This window comes from Paenibacillus sp. IHBB 3054, assembly GCF_051594305.1.
Classification (GTDB): domain Bacteria; phylum Bacillota; class Bacilli; order Paenibacillales; family Paenibacillaceae; genus Paenibacillus_AQ.
Genome location: NZ_JBOFBG010000032.1, coordinates 1 through 18,945, shown reverse-complemented (window position 1 = coordinate 18,945; position 18,945 = coordinate 1). Strand labels below are relative to the sequence as shown.

General features: G+C 46.7%; 15 protein-coding genes. 4 read left to right on the top strand and 11 right to left on the bottom strand.

The features are described 5' to 3' along the window. Positions 1-98 precede the first annotated feature (98 nt). Positions 99-965: a M15 family metallopeptidase gene (locus ACQ76X_RS26000; RefSeq protein WP_438496658.1), complete on the top strand. Its 867-nt coding sequence runs from the start codon at positions 99-101 to the stop codon at positions 963-965. 38 nt (positions 966-1,003) lie between these two features. Continuing rightward, positions 1,004-1,501, top strand: coding sequence for a VanZ family protein (locus ACQ76X_RS25995; protein ID WP_438496657.1), 498 nt, complete (start codon positions 1,004-1,006; stop codon positions 1,499-1,501). Between the two features lie 40 nt (positions 1,502-1,541). Here ACQ76X_RS25995 and ACQ76X_RS25990 read toward each other — a convergent pair whose 3' ends face one another. From ACQ76X_RS25990 to ACQ76X_RS25970, 5 genes are all read right to left on the bottom strand, one after another. Continuing rightward, a complete protein-coding gene (locus tag ACQ76X_RS25990; RefSeq protein WP_438496655.1) occupies positions 1,542-2,534 on the bottom strand; it encodes a hypothetical protein in 993 nt (330 codons plus the stop codon). A gap of 24 nt (positions 2,535-2,558) precedes the next feature. Next, on the bottom strand, positions 2,559-3,479 hold the full coding sequence (gene cysK / locus ACQ76X_RS25985) for a cysteine synthase A (protein WP_438496653.1): 921 nt from the start codon (positions 3,477-3,479) through the stop codon (positions 2,559-2,561). Positions 3,480-3,761: 282 nt separating this feature from the next. After that, positions 3,762-7,625 (bottom strand): galactose-binding domain-containing protein, encoded by a 3,864-nt coding sequence (locus ACQ76X_RS25980; protein ID WP_438496652.1) that lies wholly within the window; start codon positions 7,623-7,625, stop codon positions 3,762-3,764. Positions 7,626-7,967: 342 nt separating this feature from the next. Further along, on the bottom strand, positions 7,968-8,258 hold the full coding sequence (locus ACQ76X_RS25975; RefSeq protein WP_438496650.1) for a hypothetical protein: 291 nt from the start codon (positions 8,256-8,258) through the stop codon (positions 7,968-7,970). Positions 8,259-8,505: 247 nt separating this feature from the next. Next, the gene (locus tag ACQ76X_RS25970) at positions 8,506-10,200 is read right to left on the bottom strand and encodes a methyl-accepting chemotaxis protein (protein ID WP_438496649.1); all 1,695 of its coding nucleotides are present in this window, start codon (positions 10,198-10,200) and stop codon (positions 8,506-8,508) included. A gap of 346 nt (positions 10,201-10,546) precedes the next feature. On the opposite strand from ACQ76X_RS25970, the gene ACQ76X_RS25965 reads away from it, so the two are divergent. Together ACQ76X_RS25965 and ACQ76X_RS25960 are read left to right on the top strand one after the other, a co-directional pair. Beyond that, positions 10,547-12,061 (top strand): peptide MFS transporter, encoded by a 1,515-nt coding sequence (locus ACQ76X_RS25965; protein ID WP_038590228.1) that lies wholly within the window; start codon positions 10,547-10,549, stop codon positions 12,059-12,061. 57 nt (positions 12,062-12,118) lie between these two features. After that, positions 12,119-14,341: an alpha-galactosidase gene (locus ACQ76X_RS25960; protein WP_438496647.1), complete on the top strand. Its 2,223-nt coding sequence runs from the start codon at positions 12,119-12,121 to the stop codon at positions 14,339-14,341. Positions 14,342-14,541: 200 nt separating this feature from the next. On the opposite strand, the gene ACQ76X_RS25955 is transcribed toward ACQ76X_RS25960, so the two are convergent. The 6 genes from ACQ76X_RS25955 to ACQ76X_RS25930 form a co-directional block, all read right to left on the bottom strand. Further along, complete coding sequence (locus tag ACQ76X_RS25955; RefSeq protein WP_438496645.1) at positions 14,542-14,802, bottom strand: hypothetical protein; 261 nt, start codon at positions 14,800-14,802, stop codon at positions 14,542-14,544. Positions 14,803-14,875: 73 nt separating this feature from the next. Beyond that, positions 14,876-15,424 (bottom strand): histidine phosphatase family protein, encoded by a 549-nt coding sequence (locus tag ACQ76X_RS25950; protein ID WP_438496643.1) that lies wholly within the window; start codon positions 15,422-15,424, stop codon positions 14,876-14,878. 305 nt (positions 15,425-15,729) lie between these two features. After that, positions 15,730-16,236: a VOC family protein gene (locus ACQ76X_RS25945; protein WP_438496642.1), complete on the bottom strand. Its 507-nt coding sequence runs from the start codon at positions 16,234-16,236 to the stop codon at positions 15,730-15,732. A gap of 399 nt (positions 16,237-16,635) precedes the next feature. Next, a complete protein-coding gene (locus ACQ76X_RS25940; protein WP_438496641.1) occupies positions 16,636-17,517 on the bottom strand; it encodes a hypothetical protein in 882 nt (293 codons plus the stop codon). 245 nt (positions 17,518-17,762) lie between these two features. Then, the gene (locus ACQ76X_RS25935) at positions 17,763-18,395 is read right to left on the bottom strand and encodes a DUF2812 domain-containing protein (protein WP_438496640.1); all 633 of its coding nucleotides are present in this window, start codon (positions 18,393-18,395) and stop codon (positions 17,763-17,765) included. 13 nt (positions 18,396-18,408) lie between these two features. Further along, positions 18,409-18,723 carry a PadR family transcriptional regulator gene (locus ACQ76X_RS25930; protein WP_076114578.1) on the bottom strand — a complete coding sequence of 105 codons (315 nt, stop codon included), beginning with the start codon at positions 18,721-18,723 and terminating at the stop codon, positions 18,409-18,411. Between the last annotated feature and the right edge of the window lie 222 nt (positions 18,724-18,945).

The following is an 18,945-nucleotide window of genomic DNA, read 5'->3' as shown; positions in this document are numbered from 1 at the left end:
TAAATTAGTATATATTTAAGAAAAACTTTATTTTTACCCCACTTCTTTTTAAACGCTCTCTCTTATCCTTAAAGAATGAACACAAGGAGGAGACAGAAATGAAAAAAAAGAAGTGGGTTTTTTGGCTTGTCATCCTGATGCTGTTGGGCTATGAAGCTGCCCACAAGGAAGCAGAAAACACAGGAAATGATCTTAAGGACATGAGGTCCAGAGTGATCACAGCGGATCCCGGGCGAACCGATCTTACGGTTATTTCCAAAAGCCAGATCTACCAGGGAAACCTGTTACTCGTCAACAAAAAATATTCAGTACATAAATCAGGAGTTACAAAGGACATCGTCAACCTGTTTGAGCATAAGGAGCTGGTGCAAGGATACGGGCTGCTGGACAACACGATTATGCTGTCGCAAAGCGTGGTGCAGCGCTTCTCAGAGATGATTGAAGCAGCTGCCGCCGACGGCGTTTCGAATTTTCTGATCAGCAGCGGGTACCGGGATACGGAAGAACAAAAGCGGCTTTATGAGGAAAAAGGTGCCGAATATGCGCTGCCGGCAGGCCACAGTGAGCATAATCTCGGCTTGTCGCTGGATATCGGATCTACACAGACGGCGATGAACAGCGCACCTGAAGGAAAATGGCTCCAGAAGAATGCCTGGAAATACGGATTTATTTTACGCTACCCGGGTGACAAGACGGCCATTACCGGCATTCAATATGAACCCTGGCATTTCCGCTATGTCGGTTTGCCGCACAGCAGAATTATGCAGGACAACAATTTTACACTGGAAGAGTATCTCGAATTCATCAAGGAGCAGCAGACCTATTCGGCAACGGTGGATGGAGAGCCATACCAGGTTTCGTATCATTCCGTTACCGGCAACACACCGATCCCGGTGCCGGCTGACCGCCGTTTTGAGCTGTCGGGCGACAATATGGACGGGGTCATTTTGACCGTGTTCCCCTGACGAGCATGGGAGTAATCAATAGAAAGTGAGGAGAAGAAATGAAGCGTACACAAGCTACGAGAGAGATTGCAGTGCAGATCTTATTCGCCTTGTATATCTATACATTGTTCAAAATCATTTTATTTAAGTTCAGCTCCATAAATTTCATCTTTCTCTGGGAACAATTACAACACAGTGCGCACAACATCGACCGTGCGATGCAATGGGGCAATTTCATCCCGCTGGCCACCATATCGAACACACTCGATAACCTGACAAGTCACACACTGCTCAATCTGGGCGGAAATATCGCTTTATTCCTGCCGTATGGCATGTTCCTTATGCTCCAGTCGAGCGGCCGGAGAATTTCATTATTGCATGTGTTAATTCGCTCCCTGGGTTTAAGTCTGCTATTGGAGTGTGCACAGGCTATCCTCTCTATCGGTACCTTTGATGTCGACGACCTCATTTTGAATACCCTTGGAGGAGTGATCGGCTATAGTATGCTTCGACTGTTCGCGCACAAGAAAAAGGTCCAGCCCGCCACAGAATCATGACGGCTGGACTTTGTGTAACACAAATACGCATTTACAGCAGCTACAAAGGCGAGGTATAACGGCCGTACTGGATATCCAGCTCTTTGAAGGTATCCCCTTCCTGGGACAGGAAAAAGGAGTTAATCCCCTCTGCGCCCCACCAATTCAGCCCGAGCAGCAGTCCATCTGTAATCTCGGCAGCAAATAACAACGAGAACATCTCCGGCGTGACCTCACCGCCGTCATCTACACGCCATACTGAATATTCATCCTCCTGAACGGCGGGATAATCCATGAACTTGAGCTTCCCGCCATCCTCTACAACAAGACTGAACAGCATGTTCTTGTTCTGTCTCACGAATTGCACCAGGTACAGGCCACGGTCCGGGGGCAAATCCGCCAGCTTCCAGACGGCCTTGATTTCCCGCTGTTTAGACGCAGAAATGCTCTTTCGCAGAGGATCATCAGCGGTGAGCTGTCCACTTCCTTCTGCTGTCGGCTGAATTTCAAGCAGCGACTTAAGCTTAAACTCAGCGGAATCGGCCAAATAGTAGGTTTCATCCGGGGTCGCGTTGCCTTCATCTACCGTATAGACAACCCCCTGCAGATTGGCAAAATTATTCGCCGACTCCCGGCCGTTACTGTTCTCGCTCCCAGCCTGCCATTTCTCGAACGTTAACGTGAGAATTTGGCCGTTATTGCCGACAGCCGTGTTCAGGAATTTCATCTGTTCCATCTCACTGTCATCTTCCCGGGTCATAAGGATATGCTTCCCTTCTGCATCGGCAAACCCGAAAGTGGGATGCAGCCTGGCAGTCTCCATGTACTCCTTCGATGCTGAAGCCGAGGCCGGAGGGTTCATAGTCGTTCCAACATCGGTTCCCTTGACCGGCGGCGCACTGGCTTCATCCGTAACCGCTGGAGACGGCGTTTCGCTTGCTACTACGGCAGTCGGCGATGAAGGGGACGTTGTCCCTTCCTCTGTAGCCGCATTTTGCGCAGAACATCCTGTCAGCAGCACGCAAGTAATCACTATACCCCGAAAAAGCTTCATTCTACATGTCCCCCCAGAGAAGTATTAGAATATCCCCATGCTCAGGTAACGCTCACCGGTATCCGGAGCAATGCAGAAGACACGCTTGCCGCTTCCCAGACGCCGCGCTTCCTGTAGCGCAGTCCACACCGCTGCCCCGCCGGAAGGGCCAATCAATATCCCCTCCGTGCTGGCCAGCGCTCTGACTGTTTCCAGCGCATCCTCGTCGGACACTTGGACGATTTCATCATATACATCCGTGTTCAGGATGGCGGGGACAAATCCCGGGCTGGTTCCGACCAGCTTATGCGGGCCGGGCTTACCGCCCGAAAGCACCGGTGAGCCTTGCGGCTCCACCACAACGATCTTGATGCCGGGCAGCTCCCGGCGCAGCACCTCGCCGGTTCCGGTAATCGTGCCTCCGGTTCCGGAGGTGGCGACGAACACATCGAGCCTGCCGTCCATCTGGGCCACAATTTCCGGTGCCGTCGTCGTCCGGTGGATGTCCGGATTGGCTTTATTCTCAAACTGCTGGGGAATGAAGCTGTCCGCGATTTCTGCGCCAAGCTCCAGCGCCTTAGCAATTGCGCCCGGCATCCGCTCCGCCGCCGGAGTCAGCACCACTTCAGCACCATATGCCTTCAGGATATTGATCCGTTCCTTCGTCATATTATCCGGCATGATGAGAATCGCCTTATACCCCTTTGCCGCTGCGTTCATCGCCAGCCCGATGCCGGTATTTCCGCTCGTCGGCTCGATAATGGTTCCGCCGGGTTTCAGCAAGCCGCCAAGCTCAGCTTGCCGGATCAGATTATACGCGGCCCGGTCTTTCACGCTGCCGCTGGGGTTGAACATTTCCAGCTTCACATACACTTCCGCATCATCCGGGCCGGTTAGGCGGTTCAACCGCAGGGCTGGCGTATCGCCGATCAGTTCCGTAATATTATTGACTACCAGGGGTGTCATAGTAAATCCTCCTAACAGTTTTGTGAGCGCTGCATCCATGAGTGTTCTTCGAATAAAACTGGCATCGGAAGCATGGGCTTTACTCCTTATACTTTGTAACACCCATTGTAGGCTATGGCCCGGCACTTGTCGATTGCCGGGAATCCGGGCTGCTCATACCGCTTCTTTATTGTGCGGCAAAAGGCCGCCCCCCTGTGTCGGCGGAGGCGGCCCTGCTAGCGAAACGGCACCGCTAATGAAAGCAGCAGCACTCCGTTTCTATGGATCAGTTCAGCTGGCTGTCTAAGGATTAACGTTGATCGTAAAGGTGGACGTATTATTTTTAATAGGAGTGACTGTATTGGTAATCTTCAAGTTGTTGAAGACTACCGAACCCATTGCCGGGCCTTGACCGGCTTCCGCCGATTCATTGGCCCAAATGCCCACTCCCGACTTGGCATCAAATGCGTCCCCGCTCTTCTTCGCACCGGAAATCGTAATATTGGAGAAGATTGTATCCGCGACAGGGAACTGCGGTGAAGAGCCCACATAGTTGGTCTGAAACATAATGCCGTGGTAAGTCGGATCGATAATGTCCACATCACTGACCCGGATGCCCTGGAACACCTTCGATGCCGAGAATACCCAGATGGCCGGGAAGGTCTGGCTGCCCCAGAAGTGTCCGCCTGCACGGACAATCGAGATATTCTGGAAGTTCGTCGGCGGTGAAGCGCCAAATCCGTTCATCGGATACCCGAAGTCGAGTGAGCTGATGGTAATCCCGGAATAGCATAACGTGTCGGCAATGTAAATGTTGCGGAAGGTATTGGCATAACCGCCATAGACCGCCACACCGGCTGCGCGCCAGGTCAGGATCGAAGTTAGATTCTCATAGACATTGTCCTTCATGTCCGAACCGCCGGAATCAATCGCCGAGAACAGTGCAAAGCTGTCATCTCCGGTGGCACGTGCTTCATTGTTGGATACGAGATTGTTGGTGCTGCCGTTTGTCATATTAATGCCGTCGGCAAAGGTATTGCGGATACGCGAGTTTTTGATCACCATGTAGTCGGTATTCGCACCCCAGAACATGCATACCTGATGCTCGGTCCAAATGTTGTCAATCGTAATGTTCGACACATTGGAGAAATCGAACACTTTACCAGGTCCGTCGATCCGCGAAGTATAATTGCCGAAATAAGCGAAGCCCGAGAAGGTCGATCCATTGGCGGAATCGGTGGCTCTGAATCCGACATCCGTATTGGACTGGCTGACTGGAGCATAAAACCGTGTGTACCACGGTCCTGCACCGATGATCTTCACGGCTTTGCCGTAGACCTGAAACTTGCTTGAGGTCTCGTAAGTTCCGGCAGGCAGATATACCCCCACAAGGTTGCCGGTGGTATCCATACGGACTTTATCCAGCGCATTCTGCACATCCTGATGGCTGAATCCGGCAGGAACCGCATATTTAGCCGGGTCCGGGTTGGTTATTGGCGACACCTGCTCCAGACTGATAAAGTCGATGGCATACTTCGAGGTGTTTGCCGCATCCTTTTGCAGCCTGATCGTGCTTCCTTCCGGAATGGTGCTGTCGAACATAATGTTCGCTTCATCATAGATATGGCGCGGGGAACCGGAGCCCGGGGAGTTGCCGGGACTGGTTTCCGGGCCGTACAGCCAAGCGTATTTGGAGGTCAGGCTGATCGCCTTGTTGAACACTCCATTGACGTAAATGTTCAGTGTGGCATTGGTTCCGTCACCGCTGGCCGAATCCGGAATGGAGAACCGGGTAACCAGCGTATTGGTGCTGGCCTTTGTGGTGAATTCCACATAGCTGCCGGTCGTGTTCAGCGTTACCGCCCTCCGGCCCGAAGCTTCACCGGCCAGATCGCCGATGGTGCGGTTCGGGGCAAGCTTAACAGCTCCGCCGCCGACAACGCCATCCTCGGCCTCATACATGTCGTAAGGCATGTTTGCCCCGCGGCCGACAAACAGCGGCTGGGTCTGAATATTGTTGGTCCGTTTCACCGGAAGCTCATTGGTATCCACGGCAATTTCGATCTTCACCGTGTATTTGCCGTTCGCCGCAGTCCATGTGCCCAAAGTGACCGGAGCCGTTGTGGCACCGCTGGCGATTACTCCGTTGTAGGAGCCAGTTAAGGTTTTGACCACGGCATTGGTGGTGGCATCGGTCACCGTCAGCGTTATGTTATGCGCACCGCCAGCGGAAGCAGCCGTCCCTTGGTTTTTGATGGCAACCGAGAAGGTTACGGTATTGCCTCCGGCCGGATTTCCCGGGGTCCAGCTTACCGGGGAAGCGAGCAAATCAGAGCTTGATACAGGTGCAACAGTAAGAGAAGACGGATGGGTGTAGCTGTTGTTGCCTTCATTCAGTTCAATAACAGTGTTGCTCTCGTCCACCTTAGCGCTCAGTGCATAGGTGGCCGCATCTTGGGCACCGATGTTAAGTGAGACATTGGCTGAGGCTCCTGCGGCAAGTGCCCCTACCGGAGTCGTCCCTACCTTGGTCGTACCCAGATAAAAGCTGACATTTGTCGCTGTGGATGCTGCGGTTCCGGCATTTTTAACGGCTGCGGTTAAGGTGATGGCATCCGTTTCAACCAGAGCAGAAGGACTCCAGGACATTGCCGTCACCGTCAGATCAGGATTCGCTGCCGGTGTGCCGGTAATTTGAAATTCTGCAACCTGGCCGGCATTTGAACCGGAGTTGGTGGTGATCTTCAGTTGAAGCTCACTGGCCGTTGCCGTAACCGGAATGGTCACTAAATTGCCGCTGGCCGGATTAAAGGTATACAGGGTAGCCGGAACGAGACTTGTAAAGGTGGAGGTTGCCTGATTGTGACCCAATACCTCAATCGTTTGGGTACGGGTTGCCCAGGCCGCCGCCGGATTCAGCTTCACGACAACAGAAGTAATGCTTGCATTGGCACCAAGATTGACCGTCAGCGTATTCGGATAGCTGGCAGCCCCGCCTTCCCAGTAAGTGGTGACATCGCCGTCATTCGCATGGCCAGGAACAAACGTAAATATGGATGAGGAAGCATTGATGGTTTTGCCGATGGCCAGATTCGATCCTGGACCTGTGCTTGGGGTAGCTGTAGGTGAAGCCGTTGGTGTTGGCGTAACCGTTGGTGTGGCTGTAGGCGTTGGTGAGGGTGTTGCTGTTGGGGTAGCTGTCGGTGTTGCTGTTGGTGTGGTTGTTGGTGTCGCCGTAGGTGTGGCCGCCGGAGTAAGAACCAGATGATCCAGATTAACATTCCCGCTATCTCCGGAATCGTATTTATAGGAAATTGTGTTGTTGCCGGCAGCCAAAGTTAATATTTCATCTTGTGTGGACCAAGTGTCCCAGTTCTCCAGATTGGGAAACGAGGTCTGCTTAACCTTTGTTCCGTTCACGTAGACACTTAATGTTCTGGTGCTGCCTGAAGCATTGGCATACCTCAGCGAAACATTGTAGCTGCCTGCAGTGGCAGCAGTAACCGTAAAGGCTGTGGTTGCACCTTGTACGAGATATCCGTCCACAAATGCCGAGCCTGTATAGCCGGCATGGTCGGTGTTCGTCTTGGCCCCACCGGATAATGCGGCGGCTTCCGCTTCATAAGTGCCGGTTGGCGTTGGGGTCGTCCCATAGACCTCGATCTCTGATACCTGTGCTGCCTGCCAACCCGTATTTGCGGTAAAGTTTAATTTGATGTATCTGGCGTTTGCTGCGGTAAAATTAATGGTTACCGTGTTGGAGCCGCTTGACGGATTAAACGTATAACTCGCCGATGCCGCAAGGTTGCTGTACGCAGAATCATTCGTGCTGCCTTGAACAGCTAACGTCTGCGTTCTTGCTTCCCAGGCAGCAGGCAGCCTCAGCACCACCTGGTTCACATTGCTGCTTGTGCCCAGATCTATCTTTAGCCATTGCGGAAAAGCATTACTTGCACTTTCCCAATACGTCCCTTGATTGCCGTCATTGGCATTCGCCGCCACATAAACGTCGCCGACCGAGCTTGCGGTAATTGTTTTGCCCTGAGCCAGATTGGCCGCCGCAGAGCTTACAGCCGGAAACAGCGCCAATTGGCCTACAAACAACGCAACAATCAAACCATAGATGAGAAATGTTTTCCTGGCAGATGCCTTGTTTCCTGTTAACATACACAACCACCTTCCATAATGTTATGGAGCCTCTTAAAGAAAGCGCATTCACAAACAACTTGTTTCTCCCTTCACCTCCTCGATTCAAAGGCTGCCCTTCTGCCCGCACAAATCCAATTTCAATTAGCCAGCTGCAGCGTCTCCCAATGCTGCACATCCACAACAAAAAGCACGATCTACTCCTTGCGCAAACATGCAGAACTACTAGCCGCAATCGCAAGATACACTGACCGAACTCGGAGACTGACTATTAACCAACTAATTATGGTAATAATATAAGATATAACTAGATTTTAACCAATGGCCGTTTCTATGCGTAGTATGTGCAATATTACGTTCACATTAATTGTTATTCTTTTCTACCCGGCCAAAATAAATCTTTCTCGGAAGATTCAGATGATCAGAATCTATAACAAGTTCATCTAATTCTGGAACCGAACTTTTGGTAAGAATCAGCCCGTCAATTGTGGAATTAATAATCTCCAGCGCCGAACAGTCTAACAAGGCCAATGCAGCTGGTGACAGCCCGCAGACTTTGCCAAAATGTGTGGATAGCACACTTGTAATCATTTCTCGTTCTTTAAGAGATAGCTGATTAAGTTTACCTGTGATCTCCTGAGTAAATCCATTCATTTTCAATCATCCCCTGTTATATAGTAAAGATCCTAGTTTATGCCCAAAACACACCTACTCTAAATTACCCTGATACTGGAATAAACTCTCCATTTATATATAGCAGCATATAAAAAAAGCGACCCCGCCGTCATCCGGCAGGGTCAAGGTCTATTGTATGGGGGTCATGTGATGAATATACCGCCTGAAGCTTAAAACCAAATGAAATGAAGGTAAAGATTTGCTGAAGAGCGTATTTCCAGTCAAGCTACACATTAAACCTTGCCACCAACCCCTGCAGCCCTTGCGCCAATGTGCTCAGCGCACCTGCCGAGGAAGCGATTTGTTCTACCGATGCCATCTGCTCCTGTGAAGCTGCCGACACCTGCTGTGTATTCGCAGCCGTGGTTTCCGATATTTGTGTGACGGTGCGGATCGACTCCACAATCTCTTCGGTAGCCGCCGTGATCTCCTCGACCGCTCCCGATACCTCCTGTACCTGTCCGGCCAGGGAATCGATCGAAATGCGGATCTCTCCGAAGGAATGTCCTGCTTCTTCAATGATTTCCGTACCGTCCTGCACCTCGGCAATGCTGCTCTTCATCACCAGGACCGCATCATCGGCATCGGACTGAATCCCTGCCGCCATCTCGGCAATAAGATTGGCCGATTCTCCGGATTGCTCGGCCAGCTTGCGTACCTGATCGGCAACAACGGCGAATCCTCTGCCCTGTTCCCCGGCACGCGCCGCTTCAATTGTTGCGTTGAGCGCCAGCATATTGGTCTGCGAGGCGATGCCTTGGATGACCCCAACAATGCTGCCGATCTCCCGGGACCGTTTGGCAAAACCAAGCACCTGCTCGGACAGCGACCCAATCGACTGGTTAATCGAAGCCATCTGGCGGGCGGCCGCCTGCAGCGACTTGTCGCCTGACATGGCGAATTCATTAGAACGCAGTGAAGCATCGGAAATATCCTGCACACTAGCGGCGATCTGCTGGATGCCGGCCGACATTTCAACAATCGTCGACATGTTGGTCTGCAGATCATTCATTTGTCTCTCCGAACCGGAAGCAACCGTACCCATAATGCCGGCGATCCGTTCCGTGGCCTCGGCCGTCAGCCCGCTGTCGTAGGTAAGCTTGACGGAAGAAGCCGCCAGACCATCCGCTGACTGGCTCACCTGTCCGATGATCAGACCGAGATTATCCGTCATTTTATTGAAAGCAAGAGCCAGATCACCGATCTCGTCCTTGGTCCGGACTGTCAGCTTGCGGGTCAGGTCGGCATCTCCTTCGGCAATCTCCTGCAGTTGTTTATTTACATCACGGATCGGTTTAATAATCTTGCTGGACAGCAGCAGTGCGATGAAGATAGCCAGCAGAACCGACAAGCCCGTCACGCCAAAGCTGATGCCCATGGCCGAGCTGCGGTGCTCCGCGGACTGACTTTGCGCATGCTGAATCTCCTCATTCAGCGTATTCTCGAAGACCAGCTGCGAATCAATAATCGTATCCAGCGAGAGATTCGTGAACTCCTTTTGCGCATTCGGGAAATTCCCTTCCTTGGCCAAAGCGAAAGCACCTTCCAACACCGTCAAATAATTGCTCCATTCACTTTCGAGATTCGTAATCCCGGCAAGCTCCGCTTCATTGAGGACCGCATTCTTAAGCACGGTTATCGCCTCGGTAATCTCCGGAATCATTGCCTCATAAACGGTCAGATAGGTGGTTCTTTCCTCGTCTGTATTACTCATCACATATCTGGCGCCGAGCCCGTCCGCTGTGCGGATCTTGTCCGTCAGCTGCTGAACGAGCGACAGCTTGCTGTAATTGCGGTTAATCTGCTCGGTGAGCATGGTAACCTTGCCTTGAAACAAGGTATTTCCGGCGATTGCGGCGATGAACACGAGAATGACCACTGCGAAGCCAAGTAGTATTTTTGCGCGAATTTTTGTAAACATAGGTGTTTCCTCCATATCCGTATGTATTCTTTGCTGAAGCAACCACACTAATCTGTTATGTAACCAGCAGCTCGGGGCTGCCTCTTCCTATGTACTGCTAAACATTTCCTCTGCCCTTATCCTATCTCCCCAGCCTTAAGCTGACCTGAGTTTGAACTGAATGTTCGCTTAAAGTGCGGAGAGGATTGAATTTTGCGATTCAGCCGCTTAGAGAGAAACGGATACCTCCGCGATAGGTAATAAATGTCCACCTATCCCAACTATCCGCTACCGTTTTACAGAAATGAATCTGCTATATTTTAAAAGGGAAAGCGTTCTCAGAAATACGCAGAAAGAAGGAAGAACCATGAGCGATGAAAGCCATACGAACATGAATCCCAGAAATAAATCGTTGGAGGAGGTACTGGACGACAAGAAATTTTTGGGCCACCCAAGAGGTGTAGGCGCTTTGGCAGCAGGGAACTTTTTTAATTCATTTGCTTGGGGAGCCTTGTACGCGATTTTAATTTTCTATCTCTACAGTCCATACATGAAAGGGTTAGGCTTCACACAGGGTCAGGCCGCATCTATGATTGCGGCAATGGGCGCCTGCAACTCCATATTTGGCATTTTGGGAAGCTGGTTGGCTGACCGGGTATTGGGCATGCGCAAAGCTTTGATTATTGGCAACATAGTGAAAGGGATGGCATTTGGTGTTTTGGCCATTCCGGCATTTTCTCTAACACAAGGAAGAATATTTGCATTCATCGCATTGTTTTTGATGTCGCTTCCAATTATGGGGGCAAGCAACGCTTCTTTGACCGGCCAGCTCTACCGCAAATCCGACAGCGGAAGACGGGACGCCGCCTTCACCATTCACACGATTGCCAACAATATTGCCGGTCTGGTTGCTCCACTTCTGGTCGGCCAAATCGGAATGAAAAATTTCCATCTGGGATTCTTGATCGCGTCTGCGGCTGCCTTCCTGTATGGTGCGGTGATTTTCTTTACACAACACAAATATTTTGGTCCCTTGGGCGAAAAGCCGATCAAACCTCTTGAGGAAGGGAAGTTCAAAACATTATTGACCCGTTTCCTGATCATTATGCTTATCTTTATAGGCACCATTGTGGTTTTAGTCATTAACGGTGTGATGTCCTTCCAGGGAGTATTAAACATCATCACTTCAGCCACTTTTATTATTCCGATTGCTTTCTTGACCAATCTCATGAGGAAAAAAGATTTAACCGCCCGGGACAAAAGACGGTTGAAGCCCTTCCTCAAATTATTCTCAGCCCAGATTGTGATGGCGCTTTGCGGAACCATGCTGACTTCCACTGTGGCGATTTTTATCGATCAGAAAATCAACCGTCATATTTTCGGAATTGAAATTGCTCCAGGATCAGTGGGAACCATTTATACCATTTTCGGCTTGGCCTTGTCCCCCGTCTTTGTCTGGCTGTGGACCAAAACACGCGCAACCCATATTCGCACCACTTATAAATACGGATTGGGTATATTGTTCTCTGCTTGCGGCTTCGGCTTGCTGACCATACCGATCATTATGTTTAAGGATCAGGCCCCCTACAACCTGCTTTGGATGGTGTTCTACTATCTGTTCCTTACGTTCTCCGACAATCTGGTTTGGCCCATCGGTTCATCGCTTGTAGCTAAGTTGTCACCCGATGCTTACGATACGCAGATGCAAACCGCTTGGGGTCAGGCGGGCACGATTGGCAACGGAATTGCTTTGATTCTGTTCACCTTCTATCAAACGGCTGACGAGCAGGTCAACTTGTTTCCTATTATGACGGGACTTCTGTTCATGACGGCTCTGCTCATCTTCCTCTTTTCCAAAAATATCGAAAAAGATATGGACTAATAAACCCCAGTGTTGACAATTTCAATTGTCAGCACTTTTTTGAAAGGAGTTTTTCCCATGCCTGTGATCTACCATGAAAGAACCAAGCAATTTCACTTGTACAATGATGATATCAGTTACATCTTTTGCGTAATGCTGAATCAGCAGCTTGGCCATTTGTATTACGGCAAAAGGATTCAGGACCAGGAGGATTTCTCCCACCTGCTGGAATGGGGGTTTCGCGATATGTCTCCCTGCGTTTTTGAAGGAAACCCCAAGTTTTCCCTGGAGCAGGTCAAACAGGAAGTTTCGGTTTATGGTGCAGGCGATTTAAGAAACTGCGGGCTTCATGTGGTCCAGCAGGATGGCAGCAGCACCACTCATTTTGAGTATTTGAGTCATCAGATCCTCCCGGGCAAGCCATCACTTGAAGGCCTGCCCGCAACGTATGTCGAAGAGGACAATGAGGCTGAAACCGTGCGTATTTGTTTAATTGACAAGACTCTCTCCTGTCAGGTAGAACTGCAATATACTCTTTTCAACCAGTTGCCTGTATTAACCCGATCTATGAAAATAATTCATTCAGGCACAGAGAAAATCCGCCTTGAAACTGCTATGAGCTTCAATCTAGAGCTTCCGGATAAGGAGTATGAAATGTTGACCTTGACCGGTGCTTGGGGGAGGGAGCGGCATATTCAGAATGTTCCTCTGCACCAGGGTATTCAAAGTATTTACAGTCTGCGGGGGCACAGCAGCCACAACTATAACCCCTTCATCGGGTTGAAGCGAAAGGATACTACGGAGTTTCTCGGCGAAGCAATCGGATTCAGTTTAGTGTACAGCGGCAATTTTCTGGCTCAGGCGGAAGTGGATACGTATGATGTGACACGTATAATGATGGGCATACATCCACATGGCTTCAGTTGGGTTTTGGAACCTGGAGATAGCTTTCAAACGCCGGAGTCCGTGTTGGTGTATTCTGATAAAGGCCTGAACAGGATGAGCCAAGCGTTCCACGAGCTGTATCAAACACGGTTGGTCCGAGGCTTCTGGAGAGACAGGGAGCGCCCCATCCTAATCAATAACTGGGAAGCCACCTACATGAATTTTGATGAGGACAAAATACTTGGGCTTGCCCGCACGGCCACTGAGCTTGGAATCGAATTGTTTGTTCTGGATGATGGCTGGTTCGGCGAACGCAATACAGACACGACCTCTCTCGGGGACTGGTTTCCCAACAAGGCCAAGCTGCCCAATGGCATCTCCGGCCTTGCCTCTAAGATTACCGCAATGGGGCTGAAATTCGGCCTTTGGTTTGAACCGGAAATGATCAGCAAAGCGAGCAAACTTTATGAGAAGCACCCGGACTGGTTATTATCCGTCCCCTACCGTCCGGTGAGTCCGGGTCGAAATCAATATGTCCTGGACTTGACGAAGGCCGAGGTCATTGATTACTTGGATGAGACCCTCAGCAATCTGTTAGCCGGCTCTGATATCTCCTATGTGAAATGGGATATGAACCGCTCTATGTCAGAAGTGTTTTCCCAAGGAAGGGAGTCTGATTTTCAAGGAAGGGTTTACCATCAATACATCCTGGGGATATATGAATTGTACGAACGGTTAACCATTAAATTTCCTGAGGTCTTATTCGAGTCATGCGCCAGCGGAGGCGGACGATTTGATCCGGGGATGCTGTATTATTCGCCGCAGGGATGGATTTCCGATAATACAGACGCCGTCGAACGGTTAAAAATACAATACGGCACCTCGATGGTATACCCGCTCAGCAGCATGGGGTCCCATGTTTCCGCAGTGCCCAATCACCAGACATCCCGCAGCGTTTCGCTGAATACCCGAGGCAGTGTCGCCTATTTTGGCACTTTTGGCTATGAGCTCGATATCAGCCAGTTGTCCGATGAAGAAAAAACAACCGTTCAGGAACAAATCATCTTTATGAAGAAGTACCGTAGTCTCATGGCGCGGGGGACGTTTTATCGGCTAGCCAGTCCCTTCCAGGGCAATGAAACAGCATGGATGGTTCGATCCGAGGACAGAAGCCAGGCGATCGTCGGCTATTACCGCATTCTTACGAAGGTAAATGACGGCTATCGGCGATTGAAGCTTGCCGGACTGGACCCTCATAAAAAATATCGCATCGCCCATTTGGGAGAACACGGCTATTTCGGGGATGAATTGATGGAGATCGGCATTGTTTTAAATGACCATACATCTGGTGATTACCATTCCAAGGTGCCAAGAGGCGATTTTCTGTCTCGCATTTTTATTTTGGAGGCAGACTAGCAGCCAGCCGCTTCTGCAATAAGGAGGTCCGGTAAACCTTATCATTGGTTTACCGGACCTCCTATATATTTTCCATATACATGTCCGAAGTATTAGACTGACTCCCATATAAAACCAGCGGCAGTCTTGTTCTGGAAAATAAAATCCTGAACTCCCGCTGGTTTATTAAGCTATCGTATCCCGTTAGTTAAATCGTCTAACTATTTCCCTCTTGCAGCATCTTTAATATAGCTCTTCGCTTCGGGCAGGGTTAATTGTATAGATTTAATAGATACATCTAATTCTTCTTTAGTTGTCTCATTGTATAGTTGCTTTTCACCAAGTGAATTAATCCCCCCAATCAGTTCGTCTCCTAAAGAAGGGATTCCACTCCGAACCTCAATTATGGAGAAATCATTGTCTTCGGTCTCTACAGCAAAAAATCCTAAACGCCTATACTCTACATAAACTCGCCCCTTCATTAATCATTCTCCCTTCAGCCTCATACAGTTGCCATCACTCACTTAACTTAACTGCTTGAACTATCGTTTCCCGTTAGCGTAAAGTGACATGGCTTTGTTTATAATACTCGATAATTGAAGCATGTGGAATTTCGCCTATCTCTCCTACCAAGGTACGAAAAGCCATGCCGTGTCCAGTAATTATCACCTTTTGAAATTCGAGATATTTGTTAATTACCTTCTCCATGCGGTTCTTCAGTAGTTCTTTAGACTCCCAAAGCTTGGTTACCCCAGGAGGATAGACTCCATGATTAGCATCATAATCATCCCCCAGTTCTTTAAGCCTCTCCAATGAATCATATTCAAATGTTAAGTCAGGTTGCCATTCCCTTAAATCGAATTCAACCATTATTTCTAAACCAAGTTCCTTTGATAAAATAGCGGCCGTTTGAAGTGCTCTTGGGTAAGGAGAAGAGACAACAATTTCAGCTTCTTTTAAACGTTCATCCTTTGCTGTCAAATATACTTGGTTAACCCCTTTATTCGTAAGAGGAACCATGTCCCGGCCATGTCCCTTTAATTTGTAATGTTCATTTATGTCCCATAGAGGTTCACCGTGGCGAATGAGATAAAATTGCGTCATTAAAAATCCTCCACATATCCACTTTTTGTATTAATCTATTCGCCCCTTGTACTACGCAATCCTGCCCCTTAACGTAATGAAAGCAACCCGTTTTTACCGGCTGCTTTCATTAGTTTATTGAACAAAGGGTCTCCTTTAGCCAAATCATGGTTCATTTTAAGCTAACATTTCCCCGTTTGTGGAACGATCCACACACCTATCGGATCTGAATGTTTTATGAATGCCTACGCTTTGCCTGGAGCTCCTGCAATGCGTGAATATGGTGTTAAGCGATGCTCTCGACTTCCCAAGAAGATATAAGCACATTAAAAATCTGTAGTGCTAATTATTTTGTTATTAATTACGCTTCTTACAATACTAATTGGTGTTAAAGACCTCTCTGCTACCTCTTCCAATGTCATACCAGTCTCATAATATCTCTTGATTACCACATTCATCGGTTCGCCTAATTCAATAATATATTTATCTGGGTCATATACTCTAACTACTCTTTGTCCCCAAGGTTGTTCAAATATGTCATGAACGAATTCAATCTGATGATCTTTAAGTTTTTTGTAGATCTCATCTATGTATTCTACTTCAAAATACAGTTCAATTTGCTGCTTCCCGCTACCTATTAATTCGATTTCAGCCTTGTTATCTCTAAATATGTTTTGATGTGCTACGTCCTTCCTCCATATTGAAAAGCCACCAAGGTATCCGATGTTGACACCATAGTCTATCTCTACTTGTTGGTCTAAAATCTCTTCATAAAACATCCGTGAAACTGCTATATCTTTAACAAATAAAACTGATGAGATGAATTTAATCAATTTTTTCCTCCCATGTTTTAATATATGCTTTCGAAAGATTCGCCTAACAGCTAATCTGCGAACTTCGCATATTCTACATAGTTGAAGTATTCGCGAAATCATTAAACTAACTGTCGTTATGACCTTCGTAGGAACATCAGACACACCGTCATACCACTTATGGATCGCTGTATTCGAAATAACACTAATTAATGAGGTAGCCAGTGTCAGCAGAAAATAAGGTCCTTGACTGTCGTTGTTTTCATTGAACTAACGTTTCCCGTTAGTGCAATAATCTATCAAAAAGCCCATATGAATACGCTTCTACGAAACCCATCCAGCAGACCAAGGCTACGTATGGAGCCGCTGCTTAAATATTATGTTATCTGTAGTTGATATCTTCTTGAAAAAACTTACTATTTACGACTCATCAATGATTTGTATTAATTCATTACTTCCTAAGCCTGAAAAATTCTGAAAGGTAGTTTTTATAAGATTCAATTCGCTCTTGAAATTTTTCATTATTTTTTGCTTAGGCACACGTGAATCGATTTTTTGTTGAATTTTATTAGGAACATATACAGCAAGATCGGCTAATGAACTATAAAGTAAGGCGGTTTTTGAGTGAAAATGTGGATGCTTACATATAGAAATATATTTGTCCGTAAATCTTTCATATAGTTGATCAATCCCAGAATATAATTTTCTAAAAGTAATATCGGCAATACTATCCAAACTACCGTCTAAAGAATATTCTTGTTCGAACGATATATGATAAATATTATTTTGAGTATTTGGAATAGCCATTACTCTTTCTAAGATATTCCAAAATAAATTAAAATATATCTCTTCATTACTTATCTCCACTTCATTCAGTTCAAGCAATAATTTTTCTTTATTTTTCCCAATGAACAGCGCAGATTTAGGTATCTGATTTACAATGTTAACGTATTTAGCAATAAACTCATCTCTTCTATTTTTCAGCTGTTTAGAACCATAAATATCCGTGAAATGGATTTTCTCAATTCCGAATTGTGATGTTAGATCTTCAAGTTCTCTTTCTATTTGCTCTAAAAAGTTTATCTCCAAAAATGGAATCATAACTAAACAAACCCCATAATGCCCCTTAAATTCTGATTCATCTGATAAAATTGTACATAAATCTCCGCCAGGATTTATAACTGGCTGTATATAATCATTAGAATAGTGGCCCGTTACTTTATGTAATTGATTCGACAGAATCGTCGAATTATCGGGCTTCTCGTCATCATTTTTAAATCTATAATACTTAAATTTATCCATTAAAATACCTCTTCTTTAATAGTCACAGATAACGTTTTATTTACGAAGTTTCGTAAACACCCCATACTTTAGAGTATTCATCAAATTATTAAGCTATCCTGCCATTCGTATTATGCCCTCAACAGTCTAGTACTTTTTTCCTCAGTTTATCAAGAGCTAAATATAAGAATACAGATAAAATAAAGAGTTCTACATACTGTACATGACTAATATGTGGAACTCTTTAACTAACGTTTCCCTTTAGCTTAATGGAGCCACCGATTAATCGATTTCTTATATTCGCTACTTGCTTTAATTGCAAATACAAAATACATTACAATAGTAACAGGAATTAACGCCACGAGAAATCCTCTAAATAAAGCAAAGGGTGTCTCGAATAGAAAAGCTCTGGTAAAATCTCCGCCACTTCTTTCCCACAATCCTGGTGTATAATATAGTCCTTTGGGATTCAAAATAGCTAGGGGTTCTATTAAGTCTGTTGCAATTAATATAGCGAATATTGGTAGTAAAAACGAAAGCTGTGTAATTGACATGTCCGATAAGCGTTTGTATCGTCCAGCTTTAGAAGCAACATCGGAAAAAATATCATCGCTACCGCTGATGTCAACCTTTTTGAAATACTGATAGCCCGATTTTTTAATTCCAGCGAGATGTTCCCATCCGCTGTCTTCAAAGAGTGTAAGATAATTTTTATATTCCTCCATTTTATTAAATTTGCGATAATCAATTTTAATGATAGAGTTTTCCGGTTCTATAGTTTTAAACTCGTACATATTAGAATAAAATGATTTTTTTATTATTTGATAACCTTGCTTAGCCATCTCATTCAACCACTTTTCTTCTTTTTCAAAATTCGTAAAGAACATCCATTTTTTCATTTCAACACCTCCATTAATTTTTTAAAACTTTCTTCATAGTATCAATCAGACGATTCATTCTTGCAGTATCTAGTTGTAATATTTCAATTCCTTCTTCTGTGATGACATACACCTTGCGGCGACTATCTTCACTCTTAACAGGCTTAATAAATTTGAGTTTAAGAAGGTTTTCAATTGCGCCATATAACGTTCCAGCAGCTAATCTCACAGCCCCTTCACTTAACTCTTCAACCTTTTGCATAATCAAATATCCGTGTGCTGGTTCAATTAAAGCCAATAAAATATAATATACTGTTTCAGTTAGCGGTAGATTTTTATTCCTATTCAATTTTGTAGTCCCTCCTACTTTAATTAGTCATTTAAAAAAACTCACTTGTACAGTCTGACTGTATATCGTCATTATATATAGTCAGACTGTATAAGTCAATATAAAAATACCTTTTTTTTGTAAACCAGCAGAAACATAAGCATGATATTATCAATAAAACTAATTCTTCGGTTCCACATGACAGTAAATGATAAAATAACAGTAATGAGCGAAATATTAAAT

Coding starts and splice junctions, on each gene's coding strand:
- ACQ76X_RS25940 (WP_438496641.1), bottom strand. CDS start 17,517: ATGGATAAATTTAAGTATTATAGATTTAAAAATGATGACGAGAAGCCC.
- ACQ76X_RS25955 (WP_438496645.1), bottom strand. CDS start 14,802: ATGAAGGGGCGAGTTTATGTAGAGTATAGGCGTTTAGGATTTTTTGCT.
- ACQ76X_RS25990 (WP_438496655.1), bottom strand. CDS start 2,534: ATGAAGCTTTTTCGGGGTATAGTGATTACTTGCGTGCTGCTGACAGGA.
- ACQ76X_RS25950 (WP_438496643.1), bottom strand. CDS start 15,424: ATGACGCAATTTTATCTCATTCGCCACGGTGAACCTCTATGGGACATA.
- ACQ76X_RS25975 (WP_438496650.1), bottom strand. CDS start 8,258: ATGAATGGATTTACTCAGGAGATCACAGGTAAACTTAATCAGCTATCT.
- ACQ76X_RS25995 (WP_438496657.1), top strand. CDS start 1,004: ATGAAGCGTACACAAGCTACGAGAGAGATTGCAGTGCAGATCTTATTC.
- ACQ76X_RS25960 (WP_438496647.1), top strand. CDS start 12,119: ATGCCTGTGATCTACCATGAAAGAACCAAGCAATTTCACTTGTACAAT.
- ACQ76X_RS25970 (WP_438496649.1), bottom strand. CDS start 10,200: ATGTTTACAAAAATTCGCGCAAAAATACTACTTGGCTTCGCAGTGGTC.
- ACQ76X_RS26000 (WP_438496658.1), top strand. CDS start 99: ATGAAAAAAAAGAAGTGGGTTTTTTGGCTTGTCATCCTGATGCTGTTG.
- ACQ76X_RS25935 (WP_438496640.1), bottom strand. CDS start 18,395: ATGAAAAAATGGATGTTCTTTACGAATTTTGAAAAAGAAGAAAAGTGG.
- ACQ76X_RS25965 (WP_038590228.1), top strand. CDS start 10,547: ATGAGCGATGAAAGCCATACGAACATGAATCCCAGAAATAAATCGTTG.
- cysK (WP_438496653.1), bottom strand. CDS start 3,479: ATGACACCCCTGGTAGTCAATAATATTACGGAACTGATCGGCGATACG.
- ACQ76X_RS25980 (WP_438496652.1), bottom strand. CDS start 7,625: ATGTTAACAGGAAACAAGGCATCTGCCAGGAAAACATTTCTCATCTAT.